The organism is Turicibacter sp. KK003, from assembly GCF_037014675.1.
GTDB lineage: Bacteria > Bacillota_I > Bacilli_A > MOL361 > Turicibacteraceae > Turicibacter > Turicibacter faecis.
In genome coordinates, this window is record NZ_CP142738.1 from 661,993 (window position 1) to 686,086 (window position 24,094).

Here is a 24,094-nt window from a genome sequence, read left to right on the forward strand (position 1 = left end):
CCCTTTGTCAAGGACAAAGAAAAAAACCTAAGCAACTTGAAGCTGATTTCTGTATCCTACAGGAGTCAGCTTTTTTAAATTCCATTGATATCTAAAGTTGTTATGATAATCTATATATTCTTCAATTTCAATGAGTAAATCATCAAATGTCAGTTGATTGGTTATATCTGCTTCATCTTTTAGATGCCCAAAAAATGATTCTTGTGGAGCGTTATCCCAACAATTCCCCTTCCTAGACATTGATTGTTGAATTCCTAATTCCTTTAATTGATTCGAAAATTGCGGACTCGTATAATGCACGCCCTGATCGGAGTGAATAATCGTTTCCTTCGTTAATTGGACAGTCGGATTTTCTTGAAGTTGGTTCAGTGTTTGGAGAACAAAATCTATCTTTAAATGCTCACTTAATTGAAAAGCTAAAACTTCATTTGTTGCACTATCTAAGATGGTCGAGAGATAGGCAGTCTGACCCTTTCCATATTTTAAATAAGTGATATCGGTTAATAGAACTTTATAAGGTTCTAATGGCCTAAATTGACGATTAACAAGATTTGGACAGACACGATGTGCTTGTGTCGCTTTAGCGAGTTTACGATAGGGATTGCTTCGACGAACTTGACTCAATAGTCCATACTTTTTCATGATTCGATGAATAGATTTTAGGTTAAAGATAATGTTGAATTCCCCTTTAAGAACCATCGCTACTTGGCGAATTCCCTTGTTTTTTCGTCCCTTAAAACAAATGGCCTTTTGAATAACTTCTAAACGATGTTGTTCCTCCTTTAATCGCTTTAAACGAGCTTCTTCAGCACATAACGAAAAATAACGATAATAACCTGATCTTGAAACACCAAGACTATCGCATAAATGAGAAATTAAAGATTTAAATTTAGTTGATGTCTGATTCACTACTTGATGAATCATTTGAAACTTTACTTCTTTAGAGACTATTCGAGCATTTTTCTCATGAGTCTCAACTTTTTTAATAATTCGTTCTCAATCTTTAAAACTTCTAATTTAGCCTGCGTGCGTAATAATTGTTCTTCTAGCGTTAACTCTCGTTTTAGGGACCTTCCAGAATTCTTAGTACGACTATCATCCAATCCTAATGGGCCCTGGGTTTTAAAGGCTTGTTTCCAACGTTTAGCTGCAGAATTCACACGCTGCATGCCAAGCACCGTAACATTAAATCCATAGTATTCGAATATCTCTCGCGGAAACTTTCCTTTCTCGCTCATCATAATAAAGTTCTCCTTAAATTCTTTCGTATAAGTAATCCCTTTTTCAGATACTGACTTAACATATTCGTTTTGTTTGAGTTGTTCAATCTCTTGTGGTGTAAATAACTTCTTGCTCATTTAAAATCCTCCTAAAATCTAATAGTTAATATTATAACAAAAAGGCCCTAGAAGGTAGACTTTTTTTATTTGTCTACTCTCTAGGGTACATTTTACGTTTGGGCATGAGTTTTTTTATACTTTAAAGAATAGCAAATGATAGGATAAAGCTTAAGGCCAGTAGGATGAGTGTTGAACTTAACAGTTGATTGATATCTAACCATCTTTTAGATTGCTTATACTCGTAAAATTCTTCAAAACTATGAAAAATTTTCTCCCCAGTTGCTTCATCGTAATCATTTTTCTTATCTTTGACATCCTTTGTTGTCCAATATTTTGGAAGAAAAAAAAGGACGTATCGTTTTGTTTTTTGCCACGAGTATTGGAACGTATAAAAGGTCCCCTGATCTAAAATCCATTTGAAAGCATAGATGCAAAAGAAAAACAAAGAGACGAGAAAAAGTGTATTCGTGAATTGAAGTGCGGAAAATCCTTGTCTCAGTAAAAAGAGAAAGGTGATTCCTATTATCCATAAAATTGATTTGAAAAAGATAGGATACTGTTTTAGCATCATAGATTCCCCCCTTATATTTTCTCTATTATAGCAGAGATAGTCTCTAAAATAAGACTTTGTCATAAAAAATGACTAAATTTATAATAATTCTACGTATTTCAAAGAATCAGAACGGTTTATTACGAACGTTTTTTGTCATAGTCAATAAAAAAAATCAAAAAAAATAATAAAAGCGATTACAGACTAAAATTAGGATTTACAAACTATATTTTGGAAGTTAAAATGTAAATAAGTATCGTGAGCGATACAAAAAATACCAATTATGGTAATAAAAAACGTAAGGGGGAAACAGCGTGAATAAGAAATTAGTAGGAATTTTCGCCGCTGCTTTCTGTGCTTTTGGGCTAGCCGCTTGTTCATCAGGTGATGCAAATCCAGCAGATAGTAACGGAAACCCGAGTGCAGGGGAAGCAAAATCGGGTGGCAAAGTCTTAAAATTATTAGAAACGTCAAACATCAAGAGCTTACTACCTTGGCAGGCTACAGACTCAGTATCATTCTTAATGTTAGGTAACATTTTAGAGGGATTAGTGACATTCGGTGAAAATGGGGAAATCATGCCAGGGGTAGCAAAAAGCTGGGATATCTCAGAAGATGAATTAACGTATACGTTCCATTTAAATGAAGACGCAAAATGGGTAAAAGCGAATGGGGAAGAATATGCACCTGTTACCGCTCACGATTTTGTTTATTCTTGGAATCAATTAATTGACCCTAATACAGGGGCGGAGTATAACTTTATGTTAGAAACTGCCGGAATTGAAGGGGCTGGGGATGCCTTAGGATTAGCATCAAACTTAGTGACTTATAATACGGACTCAAAAAATCTTTCTTCATTAAAAGTTTCAGATTATAAAGATACGGATTCTCAAACAGCACAACAACAATATGATGAAGCAAAAGCCGAATTAGAAGAGGGAATTGCTTCTGCTGAAGAGGCGATTAAAGGATTAGGATTTGCCTCTGTTGAGGAAGCAGATCAAAATATGCAACAATTAATGGATGGATTAGGATTTAAAGCAGTTGATGATTATACGTTTGAGGTAAAATTAGAAACTCCAACACCTTATTTCTTATCATTAATGGCGTTCCCATCATTCTATCCAGTTAATGAAAAATTTGTTAATGAAGTGACAGAAGATAAATTTGGAACAACAGTTGATAATTTCTTATATAACGGTCCTTTCTTATTTACAGAGTGGAAAATTTCAAAAAGCTTCTATTTAACTAAAAACCAATCTTACTGGGATGCTGAAAATGTAGCGTTAGATGGTGTAGATTTTGTTGTCAATGAAAACATCGATAATAATACATGGGTAAGCTTATATACAGACGGTAGTGTAATGGAAGCGAATCTAAGTGGAACAAACGTAGCCACTTATGGATCACGTCCAGATGCAGTGGCTGAGGGAGATCCAGGCGTATTCTATTTAGAAGTTAACCAAGGAAATGGTGCCGCAACACCAGTAACTAAATTATTAGCTAATGCTAAAGCGCGTAAAGCTCTTAATATGGCGATTGATAAATCATTTATTACAGATGAAGTATTAGCTAATGGATCAATGGTTGCTGATTATTTAGTACCAAAAAACTTAGCATACGGACCTGAAGGAACATCAGTTGAAGGACAAGATTTCCGTACGACATATGAAGGATTTAACACTTATAATAAAGAAGAAGCTAAAAAATTATGGCAAGAGGCCATGGAAGAAACTGGAGTAACAGGACCAGTTGATTTAGAAATTTTAATTCAATCAGCAGATTCAGCAATTAAAATGGGATCAGCGATTCAAAATGATGTGCAAGAAGTTTTAGGAGAATTTGGTGTAACAGTTACGATTTCACCGATTCCATTCCCAGAAAAATTAGCACGTGTTTCTTCTGGTGACTATCAATTAGCGTTATCAGGATGGAGCCCAGATTATGCTGATCCAATGACTTACTTAGATATGTTCGTCACAGGTGGGGGACATAATAATATTGGATATTCAAATGCTAAATATGATGAGTTAGTTAATTCAGCAAAATCAGGGGATTTAGCAACGGATTATGAAGCACGTTGGAATGCATTAGTTGAAGCGGAACAAATTTTATTAGGTGAAGATCAAGCGTTAATTCCGTTATATCAAAAAGGTGTTGTTAATTTACGTAGTCCGAAGTTAGTAAACTATTGGAAGCAAGCGGTTGGACCTGATTATTTCTATAAATGGGTAGATATTCAAGACTAATTGAGATCATTTATAGTTTTACAAGCATAAGACATTTTGTCGTCTTATGCTTGTTTATCATAAAAATAAGTTGATTAAAATATAGATTTAAAAAATGACAATAGCTCATTATTATTTTTTTAAATCTATTTTTTATTCAGTCAGAATGATGAATAAGAGGGAGAGAGAATACGAAGGGGGAGAATAAGCATGTTTAAGTACATCTTAAAACGGATCGGTTACATGATTATTACACTATTTTTGGTTCTAACAGTAAACTTTTTATTGCTTCAGTTAATTCCGGGGAGCCCATTTGATGGGGAGAAAGTAACCGAGGCACAAAAAATTATCTTAGAACAAAAGTATGGATTAGATGACCCGATTCCAGTTCAATACGTTCGTTATATGAAAGGTGTTGTTCAAGGAGATTTCGGAATTTCGTTTAAACTTCAAAACCAAGAAGTATCGGATCTTGTTTTAACACGTATTCCTTATACGATTAAACCGGGGGCCCTAGCCTTATTAATTGGAGTGGTTGTTGGGATTTTATTCGGAGCTATTGCAGCAATGAAACGAAATTCATGGGCTGATCATACGATTACGATTATCTCAGTTCTTGGAGTGTCTATTCCATCGTTTGTATTGGCCGCCTTTTTACAATACTTTATTTGTAGCAAACTTGGATGGTTACCACTTCTATATCAACCGAAAGACACGGTTCGTGGGATTTCGGCGATGGATGAGTTTAAATCATTAATCTTACCATCCATTTCATTGGCCGTTCCGGTTATTGCTTCATTAATGCGCTATATGCGATCAGAGTTAATTGAAGTTTTAAATACGGATTATATTTTATTAGCGCGAGCAAAGGGATTAACGAGATCGCAAGTGATTTTCCATCATGCTTTACGTAACGCCCTTATTCCAGTTATTACAGTTGTTGGTCCAATGGTTGTTTCGATTATGACCGGAAGTTTAGTTATTGAACAGTTCTTTGGTGTTCCTGGATTAAGTAAATTAATGTTAAACTCGGTAACCATGAATGATCAATTTTTAACACTTGGGATTGCCTTCTTCTATGCCGTTTTATATGTCGTTGTTATTTTAGTGATTGACTTATTATACGGTGTCATCGATCCTCGAATCCGTTTAACTGGAGGTGCGAAATAATGATTTCTAAAAAATTTGATCCAAGTTTATTCGAATTAGAACCTATGCATCAGGGGCAGAGCGATGAAATTAAAACGGAAAGTTTAACGTTTTGGCAGGATGCGTGGCGTCGTCTAAGAAAAAATAAAGCTGCTTTAATTTCCATGTATGCTATTTTATTATTAGTTATTTGTTCGTTTTTAGCACCGATTGTTGGCCCAAAACATGAAAATGGAGAGGCCGTTAAATACAATCAAACGCCTATTTTAATTGATGAGGAAACAGGAAAACAAATTGAAAAATCGCGATTAAGTTACCTTCCTCCTCGGGTAAAAGGATTAGAAAACCTAGGAATTTTTGATGGAACGAGTATGAAAAAAATGACGGCATTTGATTTGTTCGTCGGAAGTTCACTTCCAGAAGAGGTTAATGCTTTAAATACGCCACTGAAAAAGGCTGAATTCGTGGAGGCGTTAGGCATTAAATATCATCCAAATGATTATGAAATTGTTTCTTGGTCTGGTCAAGGGGAAGAGATGAAGATTACGATTCAATTACGAGGGGCATCTTCAACAGAAGAGGTTCCTGCAAGTGAATTGATGAGTAAGTATTCAACTTATTCAAATTTAGATTCATTTGAATTAGATCAAACAGAACTTGATAATCAAGGGATTCAAATGTTAAAGGTTAAAGTGAATGCCTATGTTCAAAAGAATGTTGAACATTTATATTTCTATTTTGGAACAGATGAATTAGGATTTGATGTATGGACGCGTTTATGGACGGGGGTTCAAGTTTCATTACTTATCGGATTTTTATCATTAATTATTGATTTTACGCTTGGAATTTTATACGGATCGATTGCAGGTTTCTATGGAGGAACAGCTATTGATAACGTCATGATGCGTATTACTGAGATTTTAGGGTCGATTCCAACGACGGTTATTTTAATTATTTTTAGTAGTGTAAAGAAACCATTTATTCAAGGGGTTGAAAGTCTCTTTAATATTCACTTATCCAATGTAGCGGGTGCATTTATTATCTTAATCGTAGCGATGAGTTTAACAGGGTGGATTTCAGTTGCTCGCGTTGTTCGTGCACAATACTTAAAATTAAAAGATCAAGAGTTTGTTATGGCCTCAACAACCTTAGGGGCAAGTAGTTCACGTATTATCTTCAAACACTTATTTCCAAATATTATTGGTCAATTAGTCGTTATGGCGACATTCTCAATTCCATCTGCGATTGCGACTGAGGCCATGTTATCATTTATTGGGCTCGGATTACCAATTCCTATGTCTTCACTGGGGGTATTATTAAGTGACGGAACAAGTAAGATGTTATCTTATGTTTATTTAATGATGATTCCAGCCTTCTTTATGGTTTACTTAATGCTAGCTATTAATTTATTTGCAAATGGTTTACGTGATGCATTAGATCCACGTTTACGCGGAGAGTAGAAAGGGGACGGTGAGAAGATTATGAGGAAAATATTAGACGTGAATAATTTAAATATTACATTCGATACATTCGCAGGTCCTGTTTCTGCGGTTCGTGGTGTGAGCTTTACGTTACATGAAGGGGAAACGTTAGCCATCGTTGGAGAATCAGGATCAGGGAAATCGGTAGCTTCTAAATCAATCATGGGGATTTTAGCTGATAATGGAAGGATCACAGGGGGATCGATTACGTATACGAAAGATAATGGGGAAGATATTGATTTAGCGACTTTATCTGAACATGAGTATCAATCGATTCGCGGAAAAGAAATTGCAATGGTTTTCCAAGATCCAATGACGTCTTTAAATCCAACGATGACAATTGGTCGTCAAATTATGGAACCTATTATAAAACATCAGGGGTGTTCAAAAGTAGAAGCACGCGCCAAAGCGGAGGAACTTATTACGCTCGTTGGAATTAATGAGGCGAAAAAGCGAATGAATCAATATCCTCATCAGTTTTCAGGAGGGATGCGCCAACGAATTGTTATCGCGATTGCATTGGCTTGTAATCCACGTATTTTAATTTGTGATGAGCCAACGACTGCTTTGGATGTAACGATTCAAGCACAAATTTTAGAACTCATTAAGGATTTACAACAAAAAACAAATGTTGCTGTTATTTTTATTACCCATGATTTAGGGGTCGTTGCTAACGTTGCTGATCGCGTGGCCGTTATGTATGCAGGACGTGTTTGTGAGATTGGAACGAGCAATGAAGTCTTCTACAATCCGTGTCATCCTTATACATGGGGATTACTTGCGTCAATGCCTGATTTAGATACAAGTGATGAATTGTTGTATGCTATTCCAGGAACACCACCTAACCTTTTGACACCGCCAAAAGGGGATGCGTTCGCCTTCCGTAGTGAGTATGCATTAAAAATTGATTATGAGGAACAGCCACCAATGTTTAAGGTAAGTGATACACATTATGCAGCCACTTGGTTATTGCATGAGCAAGCTCCAAAGGTGACACCGCCTGCAGCTGTATTACGTCTGAGAGAAAAAGGGGGATATGCTCATGAGTAAGATGAATGAACGTGAGGTTTTACTTGAGGTTAAAAATTTAAAGCAGTATTTTAAAATTAACTCAAATACGGTAGTAAAGGCGATTGATGATATTTCATTTAACATTTACAAGGGTGAGACGTTCGGATTAGTTGGTGAATCAGGATCAGGAAAGTCAACGACAGGACGTAGTATTATTAGACTTTACCAACCAACTGCAGGAGAAGTTTATTTTAAAGGGAAAAATATCGCGACAAAGTTAACGAAAAAAGAAAAGGCCGAAGTTTGCCAAAAAATTCAGATGATTTTTCAGGATCCAATGGCTTGTTTGAATCCACGCATGCGTGTCATCGATATTATTGCCGAGGGAATAGATGTGCATAAACTGGCTAAAAATAAACAAGACCGTGAGGAAAAAGTTTATAAAATTTTAGAGGCTGTTGGTTTAAGTAAGGACCATGCAGGGCGTTATCCGCATGAGTTTTCAGGGGGACAACGTCAACGAATTGGAATTGCCCGTGCGTTAATTACAAATCCTGAATTTATTATCGCAGATGAACCGATTTCGGCTCTTGATGTTTCGATTCAGGCACAGGTCGTTAACTTAATGAACACCTTAAAGAAAGAGTTCGGTTTAACTTATTTATTTATTGCACACGACCTATCGATGGTTAAATATATCTCTGATCGCATCGGAGTTATGCACCTTGGCCGTTTAGTGGAATTAGGAAGTGCGGATGATATTTATGAGCGTGCGATTCATCCTTATACGCGTTCATTACTATCGGCTATCCCATTACCAGATCCTAACTATGAACGTAATCGTAAGCGAATTATTTATGATAAATCAAAGGTAGATTATTATGCCGGAAAATGGACAGAAGTCTCACCAGGACATTTTGTTTTAGGAACAGAAGAAGAGCTTCAGGCCTGGCAAAAAAAGTAAGTAAAAGAGGATGATCGATTTTCAATTTTAGAAAATCAATCATCTTTTTTCTTACATTTGTGAAAAAAAATTTAAAAAGATGTCAAAAAGACTTTTATTTTTTTAATTTCATAGTATAATGATTTCATGAAAAGTAATTTTTTCACAAGTTGTTTTATTATAGGAGAGAGATGCGGAAGGAGTATACGTGTGGTTACATTTTTAGTTTGTTTAAGTATTTTAATTGGTGGGTATTTTGTTTATGGAACGTATGTGGATCGAATGGTGGGCGTGAATCCGGATAAGGAAACACCAGCTGTTAAATTACAAGATGATGTCGATTATGTTCCGATGCCGTGGTGGAAAGTTTTCTTAATTCAATTTTTAAATATTGCGGGAACGGGTCCAATCTTTGGAGCCATTTCTGGAGCGTTATTTGGGCCGGTAGCCTTTTTATGGATTACGTTTGGGACGATTTTCGCGGGTGCGGTTCATGATTATTTAAGTGGCGTTATCTCAATGAAACATGATGGAATGTCTGTTTCAGAATTAGTTGGAATTTATTTAGGTGACCACATGAAAATGATTATGCGCGTGTTCTCAGTCATTTTATTAATTTTAGTTGGAACTGTTTTTGTGAGTTCACCAGCAGGGTTATTAGCTTCTATGACGGGTCAAGGATTAGTCTTTTGGACAGTTATTATTATCTTATATTATATTTTAGCTACGATTTTACCGGTTGATAAAATTGTCGGTAAGATTTATCCATTGTTTGGTGCAGCTTTATTATTAATGGCGATTGGTTTATGTGGGGCTATGTTTATTAATCACTTTAATGGAACACGCCCAATGGTTGAAATGACACTTGAAAATTTACATCCTGAAAAGTTATCTGTCTTCCCATTTTTATTTGTGACGATTGCTTGCGGAGCTTTAAGTGGTTTTCATGCGACACAATCTCCGATGATGGCACGTTGTGTTTCGAATGAACGAGAGAGTAAAAAGGTATTTTATGGTGCCATGGTTGTCGAGGGAATTGTGGCTTTAGTCTGGTGTGCCGTTTCATTGTCTTTCTTCGGAGATACAGCTCATTTAAATCAAGCATTGGTTGAATCGGGTGGACAGTCTGGTGTCGTTAACATTATTTCAACAGGATTGTTAGGAAAAGTAGGGGCGGTATTGGCGCTTCTTGGAGTTGTTGCATGTCCGATTACTTCGGGAGATACGGCATTTAGAAGTGCACGTTTAACGATTGCAGATGCCTTTTCTATTAAGCAAGATCATGTGGCTAAACGTTTTTATATCGCCATTCCGTTATTTGTTATTTGTATTATTTTAACGCAAATTGATTTTAATATTATTTGGCGCTATTTTGCGTGGTCAAATCAAACATTAGCGACGATTTGTTTATGGACATCAACCGTTTACTTATTGAAAAATAAACGTAATTATTGGATTACCTTGATTCCAGCCACATTTATGACTTTCATTTGTACATCATACATTCTACAGGCAAAAGAGGGGTTACGCTTAAGTGGAACTTTCTCAAATGGGGTAGGAATTTTAGCAGCTATTATTTTATTTAGCTGGTTTATGCGCCGTGTGATGAAAGGGAAGTTAGAGCAGGAAGTTCCGTGTCAGGCAAAAAACTTATTAGGTGAATAATGATTCTTTGAAGAGGCTGAAACCAATAAAAAGGTGACAGTCTCTTTTTTTCAAAACGGGTCGATATCTTTGCTAAGGGAAAACAAGGAAAAGGTAATTTTATAGGTGTTCTTATTTAAGAGGTTGTATCTCTTGAAAGGGTATTGTACAATAATAGAGATAGCAAAGGGCTATCAATGGAGGGATATGAATGGTTGAAATTTATACATCTCCCAGTTGTTCATCGTGTCGTAAGGCAAAGAAATGGTTAGATGAATACGGGATTAAATATACGGAAAAAAATTTATTTGTGACAAAAATTACGCGTGAAAATATTAAACAAATTTTAGAAAAAACTGAAAATGGTTTTGAAGATATTATTTCTACACGTTCAAAGGCGTTTAAGGAAAATAATTTGAATGCGGACGACATGACGATCAATGAATTACTCGATTTTATTGTTGAGAATCCGAGTGTTTTACGCCGTCCTATTATTGTTGATAAGCACCGCTTACAAGTGGGGTATAATGATGAAGAAATTCGATGCTTTTTACCGCGCGAATTAAGAAATGTGATTTATTGTAATAATTGTGATAATTGTAATTGTTCATATGTTGGTGCATTAGAGCGTGCGCTAAAAGATAATTTTATTGAAAAGGCATCAATGAGATAAACTCTCTGTTATAAGGTAACTCCGGGTATTAGATTCAATAGCTAATGCTCGGAGTTTTTTTAGTTTAAGTTCTATTTCATAGGGGGACTGCATACAGTGTACTAAGTGATTTTAACAGTACAAACAACTAGGATGGTTGATGAGGTAGTTGTTTTTTATTATGTCATAAAATAGATGTCGTGGGAGGGGCGTGCAAAATGATTAATGTGAACGAAATTTTACACCGATTAATAGCCGAATTCAAAACGCTTGAAGAGGTGACAGGGATTACTATGTCAGGTTCTAAGTTTTCTAATTATCAAGATGAATTATCAGATATCAATATTGTTATTTATTTTACTCAACCCATCGCGAAAGAGAAACGTCGTCAAATTCTTGTGAAATTTTCGGAGTCTATGGAATTGGATTGTCCGGGGGAAGTAAACATTGATCATTGTTCGTTACGAGATTTCGCTGTTGAACTAGATCTTTGTTATCTTGAGATGAGCACCGTCGAAAAAAAACTCATGGATGCGATTGATGAAACCATGATTACTCGGTATACGTCGACGCAGATTGCCTATTTTGTACATAATTCGAATATATTATTTGACCGTGATCAACAGTTGGCTAAGTTGAAAGAGGAATATACGTCTTATTATTCAGACCAAATGAGACAACGAATTGTGAGCATTCAGTACCCGCTGTTAAAGCAAAGTCATAAATCTTACTATATTCGATTTGAGCGAGCTTTAGAGCATCGTGATCGTATTCATCTTTCAAATTTATTAAATGGTTATTTAAAATGCTATTTAGAAATCATTTTTGCTCTTAATCGTCAATATTATCCGACTGAAAACCGGATTATCCAGATAACAGAAGAAATATGTCGAGTCTTACCAAAGTTAATGAAGGAGCATATTGAATTATTATTTGTTCACGCCGCACGTTATGATAAGCAGTTGCTTAGCGTTATCGATTTGATGGTGCAACAATTAACGGAACTTTTGCAACAAGAAGGTCTTTTATAAAAGGAAATCACCTCAGTTTAGCGTATAGTAAACTGAGGTGATGATGAAATGTTACGAGCAAGGCAAAATGATGTGTTAATTGATTTAACAAAAATTTCATCCCAACAACTCCCACATTTAAAGTTGACTAAGCGTTTTTCTTGTCCCTACTGTGGGGCTCCTGTCATTTTAAGACAAGGATCGAAGCGCCGTGCGCATTTCGCTCATCAGACGCCATGCCGTTTCGGTGAACACGAGTCTGAAAGTGAAGCCCACTTGATGAGTAAGGAAATTCTTAGGGAATGGTTAATTGATTGTGGGGCGAAAAAAGTGGAAGTGGAATATCGTCTTCCATCGGGAAATCGAATTGCCGATCTTTATTTCGAGTGGGATGGAAAGGCTTATGCGTTTGAAATTCAAAAGAGTATGATGTCCCCTGAGGTCTTCCAACAACGAATATCCGATTATCGCCATGCGCGGGTTGAAGTGATTTGGATTTTTATTGGTGAGTTGAACCGATTAAAAACGACTTATCGCGTTAACCGAGTGATGAGGTTACAAAAAGAGCAGCCCTTAATTCATTTAAATTGGTGGGAACGAAAGGTTACGATTTTTAACCAGATTGTTTGGATGAACCAACGAGAAATTGAGGCGATAAGGAAGACTTTTTCATTAGATCAATTAACGATTCAACAGGTGGTAGAAGATGATCAGTTACGTGTTAATCGCCGGTTAGAGGATTGGTTAGCCCTTAAAAAAGATTTCCGCTGTCATAAGTTTGCCGCTTATCAACGAAAAGAGTATGCCCTTTTAAGGTTGTGTGCTCCATTTTTAATTAATCTATCTTTATTACCTTCGGTGATTGGGTGGCCCATTGAGGGTGCCGTTTATACAAAACCATTATTTATTTGGCAGGCCTATGTTGTTTTATGCATCATGAGTGAGTATAAGGAGCAAGATGTTTTTACTTTATCTGACATTCAAAAAAAATTAAAAGGACTTTATCGACTGAAGGAGGGCCCTCATTGTCTTGTTGGACTTAAATGTTATTTAGACCTATTAGTTCACTTTGGAATGCTTAAGTCTCAATTTGGGTATTTTGAATATGTTAAACGGCCACGTCTATACGCACAATTAGATCCTTATTTAATTGAGGATGCTCAGTTAGGGGAGCGCTGGAAACAAATAAAAGACTTTTCTTAAATGAGTTTTCTAGTTGGATGCGTGATTAAATCCTTACAGAATATAGGATTTAAAGTTAGAAAGTTGATAGAAAAAAACTAGCTTGTTTAAGCTAGTTTTATAGTTAGATATATAATTGACTCGGTAGGGTCTTGAGGTTACCCATTTCGAGGGCGGATAGAAAAAAACTAGCTTGTTTAAGCTAGTTTTATAGTTAGATATATAATTGACTCGGTAGGGTCTTGAGGTTACCCGTTTCGAGGGCGGATAGAAAAAAACTAGCTTGTTTAAGCTCAGTTCACGGTTTATTTCATGGCCTCCATCGCCCGTTTGATTTTATTTTGAGCGGGACGACGTTCAATGTGATACTCTTCTAAAAATGTTTCAAATTGTTTTTGTCCTTCTTCAAAGTTTGAGACTTCATATTCGACTTCAAAGTCAATGATTTCACCGTAAAAACTTTTATCGAGGACAAGGGTTCCATTGTGATAAGGAATTTCTGCGCGTTTAGTTGCAAGATCTGTGATAACTTGTAGGTGGTCCACATCAATGCCTAGTGTGAGTAGACTATCTAAAACAGGACCTTTGACTAAGACATGGTCATGTTTGAATGCCTTGTATTCAGATTTGGAAATGATTTGATTGGTTTCGAGAAGACCTACGTCTTGCTTTGTTTTTAATGTCAGCTCATAAGTATTGTTTTTGACACGAATTCTAAGGGCTGCTCCTTTTTGTTTAAGATCGTGGGACTTTGTATCGAAATAGACATTTTTTTGTAACCAAATTTGCTCTTCTTGGATATTGAACGTTTGAATTAATCGGTCATATTCCGTTTCCGTTAGCATATTTTTAAATTCAATTTCTAGATTTGTCGCCATAAAGCATCTCACCTCTATTTAATTATGACTCAAAGACATGATATAATCAATGAGTGTTTAATATATTTTAAAAATAAAGTGAGACATAATGAAAACGAAATTAACGTCAAAAGTAGAGGTGAATTTAATGGATTGGTTAAGTTTTTTTGAGCCGTATGAATTAGCCTTGCAGGAGTTGAAAATCAATTTAAGGGGAATTCGCCAGCAATATAAAACGAAGGGGCTTCATTCGCCTATTGAATTTGTTGATGGCCGTATTAAAACGATTGCGAGTATTTTAGATAAATTAGATCGAATGGGGCTTACGATTCATGAAATTGGTCGTGTATATGATATCGCTGGGATTCGAATTAATTGTCAATTTGTTGAAGATATTTATATGGTGGTGGAGTTACTTAAAAAGCGTCAAGATTTAGAAATTGTTGAAACACGCGACTATATTTCGATGCAACGGGAAAGTGGATATCGCTCGTACCATATTCATGCCTACTATCATTTAGAAACGATTGATGGGATGAAAAAGGTCATGGTTGAGTTTCAAATTAGGACGCTTGCGATGAATTTCTGGGCAAGTATTGAACACTCTTTAAATTATAAATATGAGGGTCAAATTCCTAAAGGGATTAAAGATCGACTAAAACAAGCAGCTGAAGCTGCCGCATGGTTAGATGGACAAATGTCAGAAATTCGAGATGAAATAGCGGAAGCACAAAAAACATTTGAAAAACGACAGTCCGATGAATATCGAGTGATTGAACCAGCCACAAATTTGGTCACTTTAAATGAAGATTACCTCATTAAGAAACATAAGGGAGATTAATATGAAAGTAGCAATCTACGCGAATGATCGTGAAGTTTCAGAGCAAGTTAAACAACAGCTCATTGAAAAGTTATTGGAGAGGAACATTCAAATAGATCATGGAAATCCAGATATTGTTTTAACGATTGGTGGCGATGGAACGGTATTGCATGCCGTTCATTATTATATGAATCAAATTGAGCAGATTAAGTTTATTGGTATTCATACGGGACATTTAGGATACTATACGGATTGGTTACCGGGTGAGTTAGATGAATTGGTTGACTTTTTACAAGAGGATCATCAGAGTGTTTGTCAATATCCGCTCTTGTCAATCGTGTTATGTGAGTGTGAACGAACGAATCATGAAGTTTGTCATCAATTATATGCTTTTAATGAGATGACGCTTTTAAATGCTTCTCGAACGCAACATTTAAACGTGACGATTGATGACTTGTTTTTTGAGTCTTTTCGTGGAACAGGCGTTTGTCTCTCGACGCCAACCGGAAGCACGGCCTATAATAAATCATTAGGTGGGGCACTCGTTTACCCAACACTACGAGCGTTTCAGATGACTGAGATTGCCTCGATTAATAATAATGTGTTTAGAACGATCGGGTCTCCATTAATTATTCCAGAAGAGCAGACGGTTACTCTACAATCGGAAAATTTTCAGGATGTAACGATTACTCGGGATCATTTGTATGAATCATATAAAAATATCCAGAAAATTCGGGTCACCTTATCTTCTCGTTCCGTCACCTTCCTTAAACGACGAGAGGGATTATTTTGGAATCGAGTAAAGCAGCATTTTTTATAGGAGTATAACGATGAGTCTAATTTTAACTTTTCATATTAATGAGGAAGCAGCGGGAATGTCATTGCTTCAATATTTAAAACAACAGCGAATTTCTAAAAAGGCGATTGTAGCGACTAAACATCGAGGTGGGCAACTCCTCGTTAATGGGAGTGTACAAAACGTCCGCTATCAGTTAAATTTAAATGATCAGCTAACTGTTATCTTTCCAAAGGAATCAAGAAGTGAAGGATTAACACCATATGAGTATCCATTAGATATTCTATACGAGGATGATTATTTGCTCGTTATTAATAAACCCGCGGGATTGCCGACCATTCCTTCTATTAGGTATCCTCATCAAACATTAGCGAATGCTTTAGTCCATTATTATAATAGGCAGGGACTTGATTCGACCCTTCACTTTGTGAATCGATTAGATAAGGATACATCGGGATTATTAGTCGTTGCAAAATATCGCCACATTCATCATTTAATGACCGATGAGATTAAACATATGAAACGCAAATACTATACGTTAGTTAAGGGTGATTTATCTGGAACTGGAACGATTAACGCTCCTATTGCAAGGTTACAGGAAGGAAATGTAAAGCGTGGAGTCGTTTTAGACGGAGATGACGCTGTGACGCATTATCGTGTCCTTGAAAAATTTTCGGAAAACACGCTCGTCGAATGTACGCTCGAGACGGGACGAACGCATCAAATTCGTGTTCATCTGTCACATTTAGGTCACCCCTTAGTGGGAGATACACTGTATGATGAACAAGCGATTGTTTTAAGTGAGGGACATTTATTACATAGTTACTTTGTTGAATTTATCCACCCTATTACAAAGGAGCTTCAAACGTTTCAAACGCCCATTCCTAAGCGATTTTATTTGTAACTGAGGTGCGTATTCACACGTTGCGACACTTGTTTAGGCAGGAATCTTGATGTTGTGTAGGGTCATTATTTAACTATTAATCTTGACTTAGATATTAAAAAGGTGAGCCATTGAGCTCACTTTTTTAATATCGATAACGCATATTGCTGTACCCACCGGCAATACTGATGACATGGTAGCCGCTTGACTCGAGCATCATACAGGCACGGTAACTTTCACCGCCATGCTCACAAATTAAGTAGTAGGTGGTGGTACGATTTAGGTAACGTTCGGGGTACATGACGAGTGTTTGATAAGGGATATTAACGGCCGTATTAAGATGATAACCCGCAAATTGATAAGGTTCACGAATGTCAATGATGATGGGTTGGGGCTTTGTGCTCATCAATTGATTCAGTTGGGAAATAGAAATACTTTTAGGCATAATAAACCTCCTCGCATAAAGATCGTAAATCATTTTTTATTTTAAACGACAATAAGTTTACCGTGCTAAAGATAAAGAATGATATACTTAATATATACTATGATAAAGCAGGAAGGATGCGTATAAATTTATGGTGAAATGGGGGGCAAAGAGGGATTTGTGAAGGATGAATGCGTAATATTGGGGGAGTAAAAGTGGCGCAATTAAAGTTGAAAAATGTTTGTAAATGCTATAAGGGGGGGCGGAATTCGGTCATCAGTCAGTTTAATTTAGAGGTGTTGGACGGGGAGTTTATCGTTTTGGTGGGACCATCGGGATGTGGAAAATCAACGTTGTTGCGAATGATAGCAGGGCTTGAAGAGGTTTCCTCAGGAGAGATTTATGTGGATGGGGCGTTGATGAATGAGGTTTCGCCGAAAGATAGAAACATCGCGATGGTTTTTCAGTCCTATGCGTTATATCCGCATTTTACGGTTTATGATAATATGGCGTTTGGTTTAAAATCGCAACAGTTATCGAAGAGGGAAATAGATCGTCGGGTTAAAGAGGCTGCTGCTGTTTTAGGGCTTGAATCTTATTTAACGTGTAAACCTGGAGGATTGTCTGGGGGACAACAGCAACGCGTGGCTTTAGGGCGAGCGATGGTAAGAGAGGCGAAATTATTATTAATGGATGAACCGTTATCTAATTTAGATGCTCCGTTACGCGGGGCCATGCGTTTAGAGATTATGCGATTACACAAGCGGTTAGGAACGACAACCCTTTATGTCACTCATGATCAACTAGAGGCTATGACTATGGCCTCACGTATTATTGTGATGAATGAGAGGGGGATACAACAAGTCGCTTCTCCGAAGGAGTTATATGAATCTCCTCTAAATATGTTTGTAGGCGGGTTTATCGGATCTTATGCGATGAATTTTCTGCGGGGGAATGTCGTAGGGGATACGTTTGTTATTGATGATTTTTCATTGCGCATTCCAAAGGGGAAGGTTACCTTATTGAAAAAAAGGGGTTATTTAGAACGGCCGATTGTCTTGGGAATTCGACCGGAGGACATTTATGCTGACCCTATCGTTCTAGATACATATCAAGAGGCCAAATATCAGGCAACGATTGAAATGACGGAATTACTTGGTCATGAAGTTATTATAACGACAACCGTTAAATCGCAGTCAGTCGTGGCAGTGATAGATTCCCGCTTTTTAGTGGCAGGTAATCTTCAGTTAGAGTTGGCCTTTGATATGAATAAATGTCATTTTTTTGATCCAGAAACAGAGGAGAGCATTCGATAAAATAAAAAAGCAGTTGGATAAAAAGTCCAACTGCTTTTTTTGAAAAAGAAATTTTTAGGAGCATGATAAAAGGCTCTATTCACTTTTAGTAGACTCACGTTCGATGAGTTCGACTGGAAGTGTCATGTGAAGCTGGTTAATCGGTTCATTATTAATGAGTTTAAATAAGGTTTCGGCGGCCATTTCCCCCATTTCTGTAATGGGTTGTGCAATCGTTGAAATCGTCGGATCAGTATACTCACAAATACTAATGTTGTCATACCCGATGATTTTAATATCTTCAGGAACTCGACGTCCTAATTTTTTTAAACAACGGATACAGTTCGCAGCCATTAAGTCACTTGCTGAAAAAATTCCATCGATTTCTGGATTTTGCTTTAAAAATTCTTGAATATCCGTTTGAGTGGTATCAGAGGTAAACTCAAGTTCAAGGCTTTGAACTTGGATGTCCGAATGTTTTTTAAGTGTTTGTAAAAAACCTTCCGATCGATCGTTAGCAGGAGTTAACGTATGAGGCCCTCTTAATTGAATAATGTTTTTACAATTAGCCTCAATGAGGCGATTAGCAGCTAGAATGCCTCCCATGTAATTATCGGCGGTAACCGAAGGAATTTCGGTGCTGATCATGCGATCTAGTCCCACGATGGGAATATCTAAGTTAATATATGATGCAATGTCGGGTGAGTTTGAACATAGAATGAGACCATCTATTTTATTCGTAGAGAAAATTTGAAGATACTCTTTCTCGCGCTCTAGACTTTCCCTTGATGTACATAGCATCGTTTTATAACCATGCTGTAAGATAACTTGTTCAATCCCAGCAATCATGTCATTAAAAAATTCATTTTTTAAATCTGGGATAATGATACCGATGATTTTTGATGATTTTCGATAAAGCGATCGGGCTATTTCATTTGGAACATAATTTAAATCTTTAATAGCCTTTAAAACTAATTCTTTTGTATGCTCATTCACGTAACCTTTATTATTTATAACTCGTGAGACCGTTGCTACGGAAACGTTAGCGTGTCTCGCGACGTCTTTAATATTCGCCAAAATTCCTCACCTCTAAATCCCAATTATTTGTAATATATAACTATTATTATAAAAGACATTTATTAGAAATGTCAATGTATATCAAATATTGGTAATAAGTGAAAATTCCGGTTTAAAGGGCAGGGAGGATGGTGTGTTGCAATGTCGAAAGAAGAGGCAATCATGAGTAGTCAGATTGAAAAGATGGGTGGGTGTCATTTGTACAATAATCGTTTTTATTTTCGATGAATAGTCATATTAGTGAGTGAGTCGATACAGGATTGGCTTTAATGAAGTTATTTATTTAATCCTTTTATAGAACTTAGTTCAAGTGGTAGAAAGGGATGAATATGTATGTATTAAAGCAAGAATAAAAGCGGGGTGTTGGTGAGTGTCAAGGCGCATGAGACGAAGAAAAAGAAGTGGGAAAAGGAAATCTAACTTTTTTAAGAAATGGAAACGACGGTTAATCGGTATTGGCGTAATCGGAGGCCTAGTTTACGGGGCTTATTTTGTGTATCATAATGTGTATGCAATTGTAGTTGATTATGCGTCCGTCCAAACCGTGAACCTCGCGAGTTTGATTATCAAGGAGGCAGTTGGAAATAGCGAACTGGTATCTTTTGATATTGATGATGTCATTCGCTTTAATGAGAATAAAGAGGGGTATGTGAGCCAGGTTTATATTAACACGCCGAAATTGAATCAATTACTCGTTTCTACCTCTCAGGAAGTTGAGGAAAAATTGCTTTTGGTTGAAAGTGGCGATCTGAGTGAATTAGGATTAGATAGTATATATGGTGGACCATATGAGGACGGTGTATTGCTTACTGTCCCACTTACGGCTGCTTTAAATTTATCTTTATTGCATGAGCATGGCCCTAGGTTCCCGGTTTCTGCGACCGTCATGGGAAATGCACAAACTGATATTAAGACGAATGTTAAACCTTATGGAATTAATAGTGCCATGCTTGAAATCTTATTGACAGTTAGCGTTCGTCTGAAAGTTGGGCTACCGCTTAAGTCAGAGGAAACAGTTGTGAATGTGTCAACACCGCTTGTCATTAAAATGATTTCGGGTGAAATTCCGGAGTATTATTATATAGGAAGTAGCAGTAGTACGACACCGCTTAGTCCTTTTACAAATGAAGCGGGTGAAACGGGGGCAAAGAAACCAAGTGCTTCTCCTGATCAAAGTGTGAAGGACGGAATGGAAAATATCCTATTGCATTAGAAATTTATCGAACAACGGATGTGGTTTCCATGGATAGAATAAAAAAGGGGTTGCTTTAAAAGAGATGTAAAACGTCAGATAAATGTTTAGCTGCTTGCTTTTTAGTTATTAATACTGAATCTAGATTGATATCTCGCTGTTTTAATCGTAAAGAGCTGTTTTAATCGTAAAGAATAGTGATTTTTTATAGTTTGTGATAAAATAGTGTCAATATAGACGAAGTAAAGGGGTGATACGTGATGAGTCGCTACCGTTATCGATTAGTGAAAACTCATCTGATAGAGTTTGATGAAACATTGTTTAATCAAAAGCTAACGGAAATACTTGAGAAGTACGATTATATTGTTGGTGACTTTTCTGGGGGACAGTTGCGCTTGAAAGGATTTTATTCTAATGATCGTAAAAATGTGCCATTGGACTCAAAATGTGAAACGATTCCCGAGTATCTAGCCGAGTATTGTGCGTATGGATGTCCTTATTATATAGTAGAAAAAATTGTTGCAAAGCAATACTCTAATGACTGGTCAACATCAAAGAAATAGCGAGGAAGAAATATGTATAAAGGATATTTGATTGATTTAGATGGAACTGCGTATCACGGAACACGAGTAATTAATGAGACATTGTCTTTTGTAAAAAAATTAAATGCACAAGGTATTCCGTATTTATTTTTAACGAATAATAGCACGAAAACACCTGAAATGGTGGCTGGCCTTTTAAAAGAAATTGGGTATCCAGTAACAGAAGAGCAAGTGTATACGCCCTCTTTAGCGACGGCCCAATATATTTACGATGAAAACCCACAGGCGAAAGTTTTTATGATTGGTGAGGTTGGTTTAGAAAAGGCACTGCTTGAAAAGGGGTTGACGATTACAGATGATCAACCGGATTATGTTGTTATTGGGTTAGATCGGGAAATTAATTACGAAAAGTTAAGTTTAGCCTGCTTAGCTATCCGCAACGGTGCGACGTTTATTTCAACGAATGGTGATATTGCCATCCCTACAGAACGTGGATTGTTACCGGGGAATGGGGCATTGACGTCAGTTCTTACGGTAGCGACGGGTGTTAATCCAATTTTTATTGGGAAACCTGAACGTATTATTATGGAAAAGGCACTTGAGTTAATTGGATTAGACGCTCTTGAGGTAGCGATGATTGGCGATAATTATTTTACGGATATTTTGGCGGGAATTCATGCGGGAATGCCAACGATTTATATTGAAGGTGGTGTCTCAACAAGGGATGAAGTCATGAATTATGATACGCCTCCGACTCACATTTTAAAAGATTTAACGGAATGGTCGATTTAAAACAATAAAATAAAAGCCCTCGATGGGCTTTTTATTTTATTCTTGTTCTTGGTAAAAGTACGTTCCACAACAGACTTTCGTACAGGATCCTTTTTCAATAAGGTGTCCATTTTCATCCCATTTTAGCTGAAGGTCAGCCTCTCTGCAGTGGACCGTTACCCAATCGTAAGGTTTAACAAGACGCCGAGCGACCGCACTTGCAATAGCAGCTGCCGCATTTGTTCCACATGAAGAAGTAAATCCCAGACCGCGTTCGTACGTCGTGAGAAGAACTTCGCTAGGGTGAATAATCGTTAAAACCCCTATATTGACATCATTTTGACTCGACAGATATTTCATTTCATCTTGAAAATATTCGTGATCATCATCTGTATAAATAATAAAGTGAGGATTTCCAATGGAAATCGTATCTGCTTCCCAATTTTCAGATGAGGTTGAAATTTCTTCGCAAAACTCACTGATTGGGCTATTCAGTGTAAGGGGGGTTGACAGATTGTTTAAAGGATAAGGGATTCCTAAATCAACCGATATTATCGAGTGATCCAAACTCAGTGTGGCAAGAGTGGTGCGTGTTTCAATTGTAATTGAAGGCTCGGTAAACCGTCCAATCTCCGCTAGATGATATCCGATGAGTTTTAGTCCGTTAGCACACGTATTGGCTAATGACCCATCTTTATTATAAAAAATGGCTTTCGCATCTGCCTGATCTGAGGGAAGCAAGATAATGAGTCCATCGGCACTAATTCCAGTTTCTTCATGGGTCATTTTTTGGGCTAAATGGGTATAATCTAAAGGGAGAACGGGGTGTTCAAGGTAATTTAAGATAATGTAACAGGTGCTAGCTGTTGTTAGCTTCGTAAAAAAGATAGGTTGCAAATCAATTCCTCCTTATGTATATCTGTTTACTTTTTAGATAGGACGTTTTATAATCTAATTAATGACTGGTGAGGTGATATCGATGAATGAAACAGAAAAACAGATTGTTGAGATTTTAGAAAAGTTAAGACCGTATCTCCAACGTGATGGTGGAGACGTAGAGTATGTAAAGTTTGAAGATGGGATCGTTTATGTTCAGATGTTAGGTGCTTGTGTGGGATGTGCTTCTATGGATTCTACTTTAAAAGATGGGATTGAACAGATCTTATTAGAAGAAGTCCCAGGTGTTATCGGTGTTGAGAATGTTGATGAATATTTAATGTAAAAAAAAAAAGAGGTCCTTTACTAGGTATATTCAAGTGGGATCTCTTTTTTTACTCTTTTCTTTAATTTTTCGATAATGCCTCCGCTTTGACCCATTCTGGAATACGTAGTTCAATTAACGTACTTTGATAGATTTCATACGGCAGTTGGTACAGGAGTTTGGCATAGGAAAGTGCTTGCTCATAGATTAGGGGGATATCGATATCTTCCCCTTCTCTTAAGTTAAATAGAGCATCATAAAAGTGCGTTGGAAAGAAGAGTCGGGCATATAGAAGTTTCCATTCCTCATTTGTTAATGGATTAACCCTGTTAATAATTTGGACAAAGGTTCTTACCTGAACGAGGTCTTGATTAGCGAGATAAAGGTGACGGATATACTCACAGTAGCATCTAGCTTTATTATCTAGCGTTAGCAATTTAGGACAGAAACATTCAACTTTATATGTCGTTGGAGTAAGACGCATATGGCATAATGAAACTGGATATTTTATATCTGAAAGTTCATTAATAAATGTATAAGCCTGCTCATTTAGATGAATATAATAAGTAGCTAGGTCGAAGAATAGGAGACGATTCTCAGCAGATAATTGTTCAATTAAGACGTTTAGCTGTTCTTCATGTAATCGATTTTTTCCTGTCCAACGTTCCTTTAATTCGGGTGCAAGTTCATACGGTTCTGGATAAATCGTAGGAATTTGTAACGTGCGAATATCAATATATTCATGTAAAATGACGCTCGATTGTAGGACGTAATAATGCTCTCCTTCAAATAAAACGGTTGTTGTATTGTCCTTAGATAATAGAATACGTTGATAGTTATTATATTGTAAAAGTTGTAAAAGGTGGAAAAAAATTGTGTTCTTCTCCTTTCCAACTGATATAATATAAATGTAGTGGTCACCTAATTTCGTATAGTAGATATCGTTTAATTGTTCTAAATGGTCAATTTGGAGTTGATAATACCAATTAATTAGCTCCTTCATTCGGATCATCCTCAAATTTAAAATACTTTCTACTCTATATCTA

24 protein-coding genes are annotated in these 24,094 nt (G+C 36.7%); 17 read left to right on the forward strand and 7 right to left on the reverse strand.

The features are described 5' to 3' along the window. Window positions 1-27 precede the first annotated feature (27 nt). A protein-coding gene (locus VXM77_RS03110; RefSeq protein WP_338505737.1) for an IS3 family transposase occupies window positions 28-1,358 on the reverse strand; the annotation gives its coding sequence in 2 pieces (ribosomal slippage) (window positions 28-977 and window positions 977-1,358; 1,332 coding nt in all). Window positions 1,359-1,479: 121 nt separating this feature from the next. After that, on the reverse strand, window positions 1,480-1,908 hold the full coding sequence (locus VXM77_RS03115; RefSeq protein WP_161832166.1) for a DUF3899 domain-containing protein: 429 nt from the start codon (window positions 1,906-1,908) through the stop codon (window positions 1,480-1,482). 296 nt (window positions 1,909-2,204) lie between these two features. On the opposite strand from VXM77_RS03115, the gene VXM77_RS03120 reads away from it, so the two are divergent. The 9 genes from VXM77_RS03120 (at window position 2,205) to VXM77_RS03160 (ending at window position 13,211) form a co-directional block, all read left to right on the forward strand. Beyond that, a complete protein-coding gene (locus VXM77_RS03120; protein ID WP_338507073.1) occupies window positions 2,205-4,139 on the forward strand; it encodes a peptide ABC transporter substrate-binding protein in 1,935 nt (644 codons plus the stop codon). A gap of 189 nt (window positions 4,140-4,328) precedes the next feature. Continuing rightward, window positions 4,329-5,288, forward strand: a complete 960-nt coding sequence (locus VXM77_RS03125) for an ABC transporter permease (RefSeq protein WP_338507076.1) — start codon at window positions 4,329-4,331, stop codon at window positions 5,286-5,288. After that, complete coding sequence (locus tag VXM77_RS03130; protein ID WP_161832163.1) at window positions 5,288-6,727, forward strand: ABC transporter permease; 1,440 nt, start codon at window positions 5,288-5,290, stop codon at window positions 6,725-6,727. Before VXM77_RS03125 ends, VXM77_RS03130 begins: the two co-directional genes overlap by 1 nt. A gap of 21 nt (window positions 6,728-6,748) precedes the next feature. Beyond that, window positions 6,749-7,798 carry an ABC transporter ATP-binding protein gene (locus tag VXM77_RS03135; RefSeq protein WP_161832162.1) on the forward strand — a complete coding sequence of 350 codons (1,050 nt, stop codon included), beginning with the start codon at window positions 6,749-6,751 and terminating at the stop codon, window positions 7,796-7,798. Between the two features lies 1 nt (window position 7,799). After that, window positions 7,800-8,723 (forward strand): ATP-binding cassette domain-containing protein, encoded by a 924-nt coding sequence (locus VXM77_RS03140; protein ID WP_161832175.1) that lies wholly within the window; start codon window positions 7,800-7,802, stop codon window positions 8,721-8,723. A gap of 189 nt (window positions 8,724-8,912) precedes the next feature. Next, entirely contained in the window at window positions 8,913-10,367 is a 1,455-nt protein-coding gene (locus VXM77_RS03145) for a carbon starvation protein A (RefSeq protein ID WP_338507080.1), read from the forward strand. Between the two features lie 190 nt (window positions 10,368-10,557). Beyond that, on the forward strand, window positions 10,558-11,019 hold the full coding sequence (locus VXM77_RS03150) for a Spx/MgsR family RNA polymerase-binding regulatory protein (protein WP_161832160.1): 462 nt from the start codon (window positions 10,558-10,560) through the stop codon (window positions 11,017-11,019). A gap of 197 nt (window positions 11,020-11,216) precedes the next feature. Further along, window positions 11,217-12,029, forward strand: coding sequence for a DUF4037 domain-containing protein (locus VXM77_RS03155; RefSeq protein WP_338507083.1), 813 nt, complete (start codon window positions 11,217-11,219; stop codon window positions 12,027-12,029). A 48-nt stretch (window positions 12,030-12,077) separates the two neighbouring features. Next, complete coding sequence (locus VXM77_RS03160) at window positions 12,078-13,211, forward strand: competence protein CoiA family protein (protein ID WP_338507086.1); 1,134 nt, start codon at window positions 12,078-12,080, stop codon at window positions 13,209-13,211. A gap of 284 nt (window positions 13,212-13,495) precedes the next feature. On the opposite strand, the gene VXM77_RS03165 is transcribed toward VXM77_RS03160, so the two are convergent. Beyond that, window positions 13,496-14,068, reverse strand: coding sequence for a CYTH domain-containing protein (locus tag VXM77_RS03165; protein ID WP_338507089.1), 573 nt, complete (start codon window positions 14,066-14,068; stop codon window positions 13,496-13,498). 88 nt (window positions 14,069-14,156) lie between these two features. Here VXM77_RS03165 and VXM77_RS03170 point away from each other — a divergent pair, with 88 nt between their 5' ends. Genes VXM77_RS03170 through VXM77_RS03180 form a run of 3 tightly spaced genes read left to right on the forward strand, consistent with a single transcriptional unit; the run spans window position 14,157 to window position 16,567 of the window. Further along, a complete protein-coding gene (locus tag VXM77_RS03170) occupies window positions 14,157-14,888 on the forward strand; it encodes a GTP pyrophosphokinase family protein (RefSeq protein WP_237658943.1) in 732 nt (243 codons plus the stop codon). Window position 14,889: 1 nt separating this feature from the next. Continuing rightward, window positions 14,890-15,687, forward strand: coding sequence for an NAD kinase (locus VXM77_RS03175; protein WP_161832156.1), 798 nt, complete (start codon window positions 14,890-14,892; stop codon window positions 15,685-15,687). Window positions 15,688-15,697: 10 nt separating this feature from the next. Continuing rightward, window positions 15,698-16,567, forward strand: a complete 870-nt coding sequence (locus tag VXM77_RS03180; RefSeq protein WP_338507093.1) for an RluA family pseudouridine synthase — start codon at window positions 15,698-15,700, stop codon at window positions 16,565-16,567. Between the two features lie 124 nt (window positions 16,568-16,691). Here the strand turns inward: VXM77_RS03180 and VXM77_RS03185 are convergent, their stop codons facing one another. Continuing rightward, entirely contained in the window at window positions 16,692-16,991 is a 300-nt protein-coding gene (locus tag VXM77_RS03185; RefSeq protein ID WP_161832154.1) for a rhodanese-like domain-containing protein, read from the reverse strand. A 194-nt stretch (window positions 16,992-17,185) separates the two neighbouring features. On the opposite strand from VXM77_RS03185, the gene VXM77_RS03190 reads away from it, so the two are divergent. Next, entirely contained in the window at window positions 17,186-18,286 is a 1,101-nt protein-coding gene (locus tag VXM77_RS03190) for an ABC transporter ATP-binding protein (RefSeq protein ID WP_161832153.1), read from the forward strand. A gap of 75 nt (window positions 18,287-18,361) precedes the next feature. On the opposite strand, the gene VXM77_RS03195 is transcribed toward VXM77_RS03190, so the two are convergent. After that, entirely contained in the window at window positions 18,362-19,342 is a 981-nt protein-coding gene (locus VXM77_RS03195; protein WP_161832152.1) for a LacI family DNA-binding transcriptional regulator, read from the reverse strand. A gap of 382 nt (window positions 19,343-19,724) precedes the next feature. Between VXM77_RS03195 and yunB the strand changes: the two genes are divergently transcribed. The 3 genes from yunB to VXM77_RS03210 all read left to right on the forward strand — a co-directional run bounded on the left by yunB (window position 19,725) and on the right by VXM77_RS03210 (window position 21,868). Further along, window positions 19,725-20,555, forward strand: coding sequence for a sporulation protein YunB (gene yunB, locus VXM77_RS03200; protein ID WP_262953943.1), 831 nt, complete (start codon window positions 19,725-19,727; stop codon window positions 20,553-20,555). A 239-nt stretch (window positions 20,556-20,794) separates the two neighbouring features. Next, window positions 20,795-21,097 (forward strand): YutD-like domain-containing protein, encoded by a 303-nt coding sequence (locus VXM77_RS03205; protein WP_161832150.1) that lies wholly within the window; start codon window positions 20,795-20,797, stop codon window positions 21,095-21,097. A gap of 12 nt (window positions 21,098-21,109) precedes the next feature. Next, window positions 21,110-21,868, forward strand: a complete 759-nt coding sequence (locus VXM77_RS03210; protein ID WP_161832149.1) for a TIGR01457 family HAD-type hydrolase — start codon at window positions 21,110-21,112, stop codon at window positions 21,866-21,868. Window positions 21,869-21,904: 36 nt separating this feature from the next. On the opposite strand, the gene dapF is transcribed toward VXM77_RS03210, so the two are convergent. Next, window positions 21,905-22,744, reverse strand: a complete 840-nt coding sequence (gene dapF / locus VXM77_RS03215) for a diaminopimelate epimerase (protein ID WP_338507103.1) — start codon at window positions 22,742-22,744, stop codon at window positions 21,905-21,907. Between the two features lie 82 nt (window positions 22,745-22,826). On the opposite strand from dapF, the gene VXM77_RS03220 reads away from it, so the two are divergent. Continuing rightward, on the forward strand, window positions 22,827-23,069 hold the full coding sequence (locus tag VXM77_RS03220) for a NifU family protein (protein WP_161832872.1): 243 nt from the start codon (window positions 22,827-22,829) through the stop codon (window positions 23,067-23,069). 61 nt (window positions 23,070-23,130) lie between these two features. Here VXM77_RS03220 and VXM77_RS03225 read toward each other — a convergent pair whose 3' ends face one another. Then, complete coding sequence (locus VXM77_RS03225) at window positions 23,131-24,051, reverse strand: hypothetical protein (protein WP_161832873.1); 921 nt, start codon at window positions 24,049-24,051, stop codon at window positions 23,131-23,133. Between the last annotated feature and the right edge of the window lie 43 nt (window positions 24,052-24,094).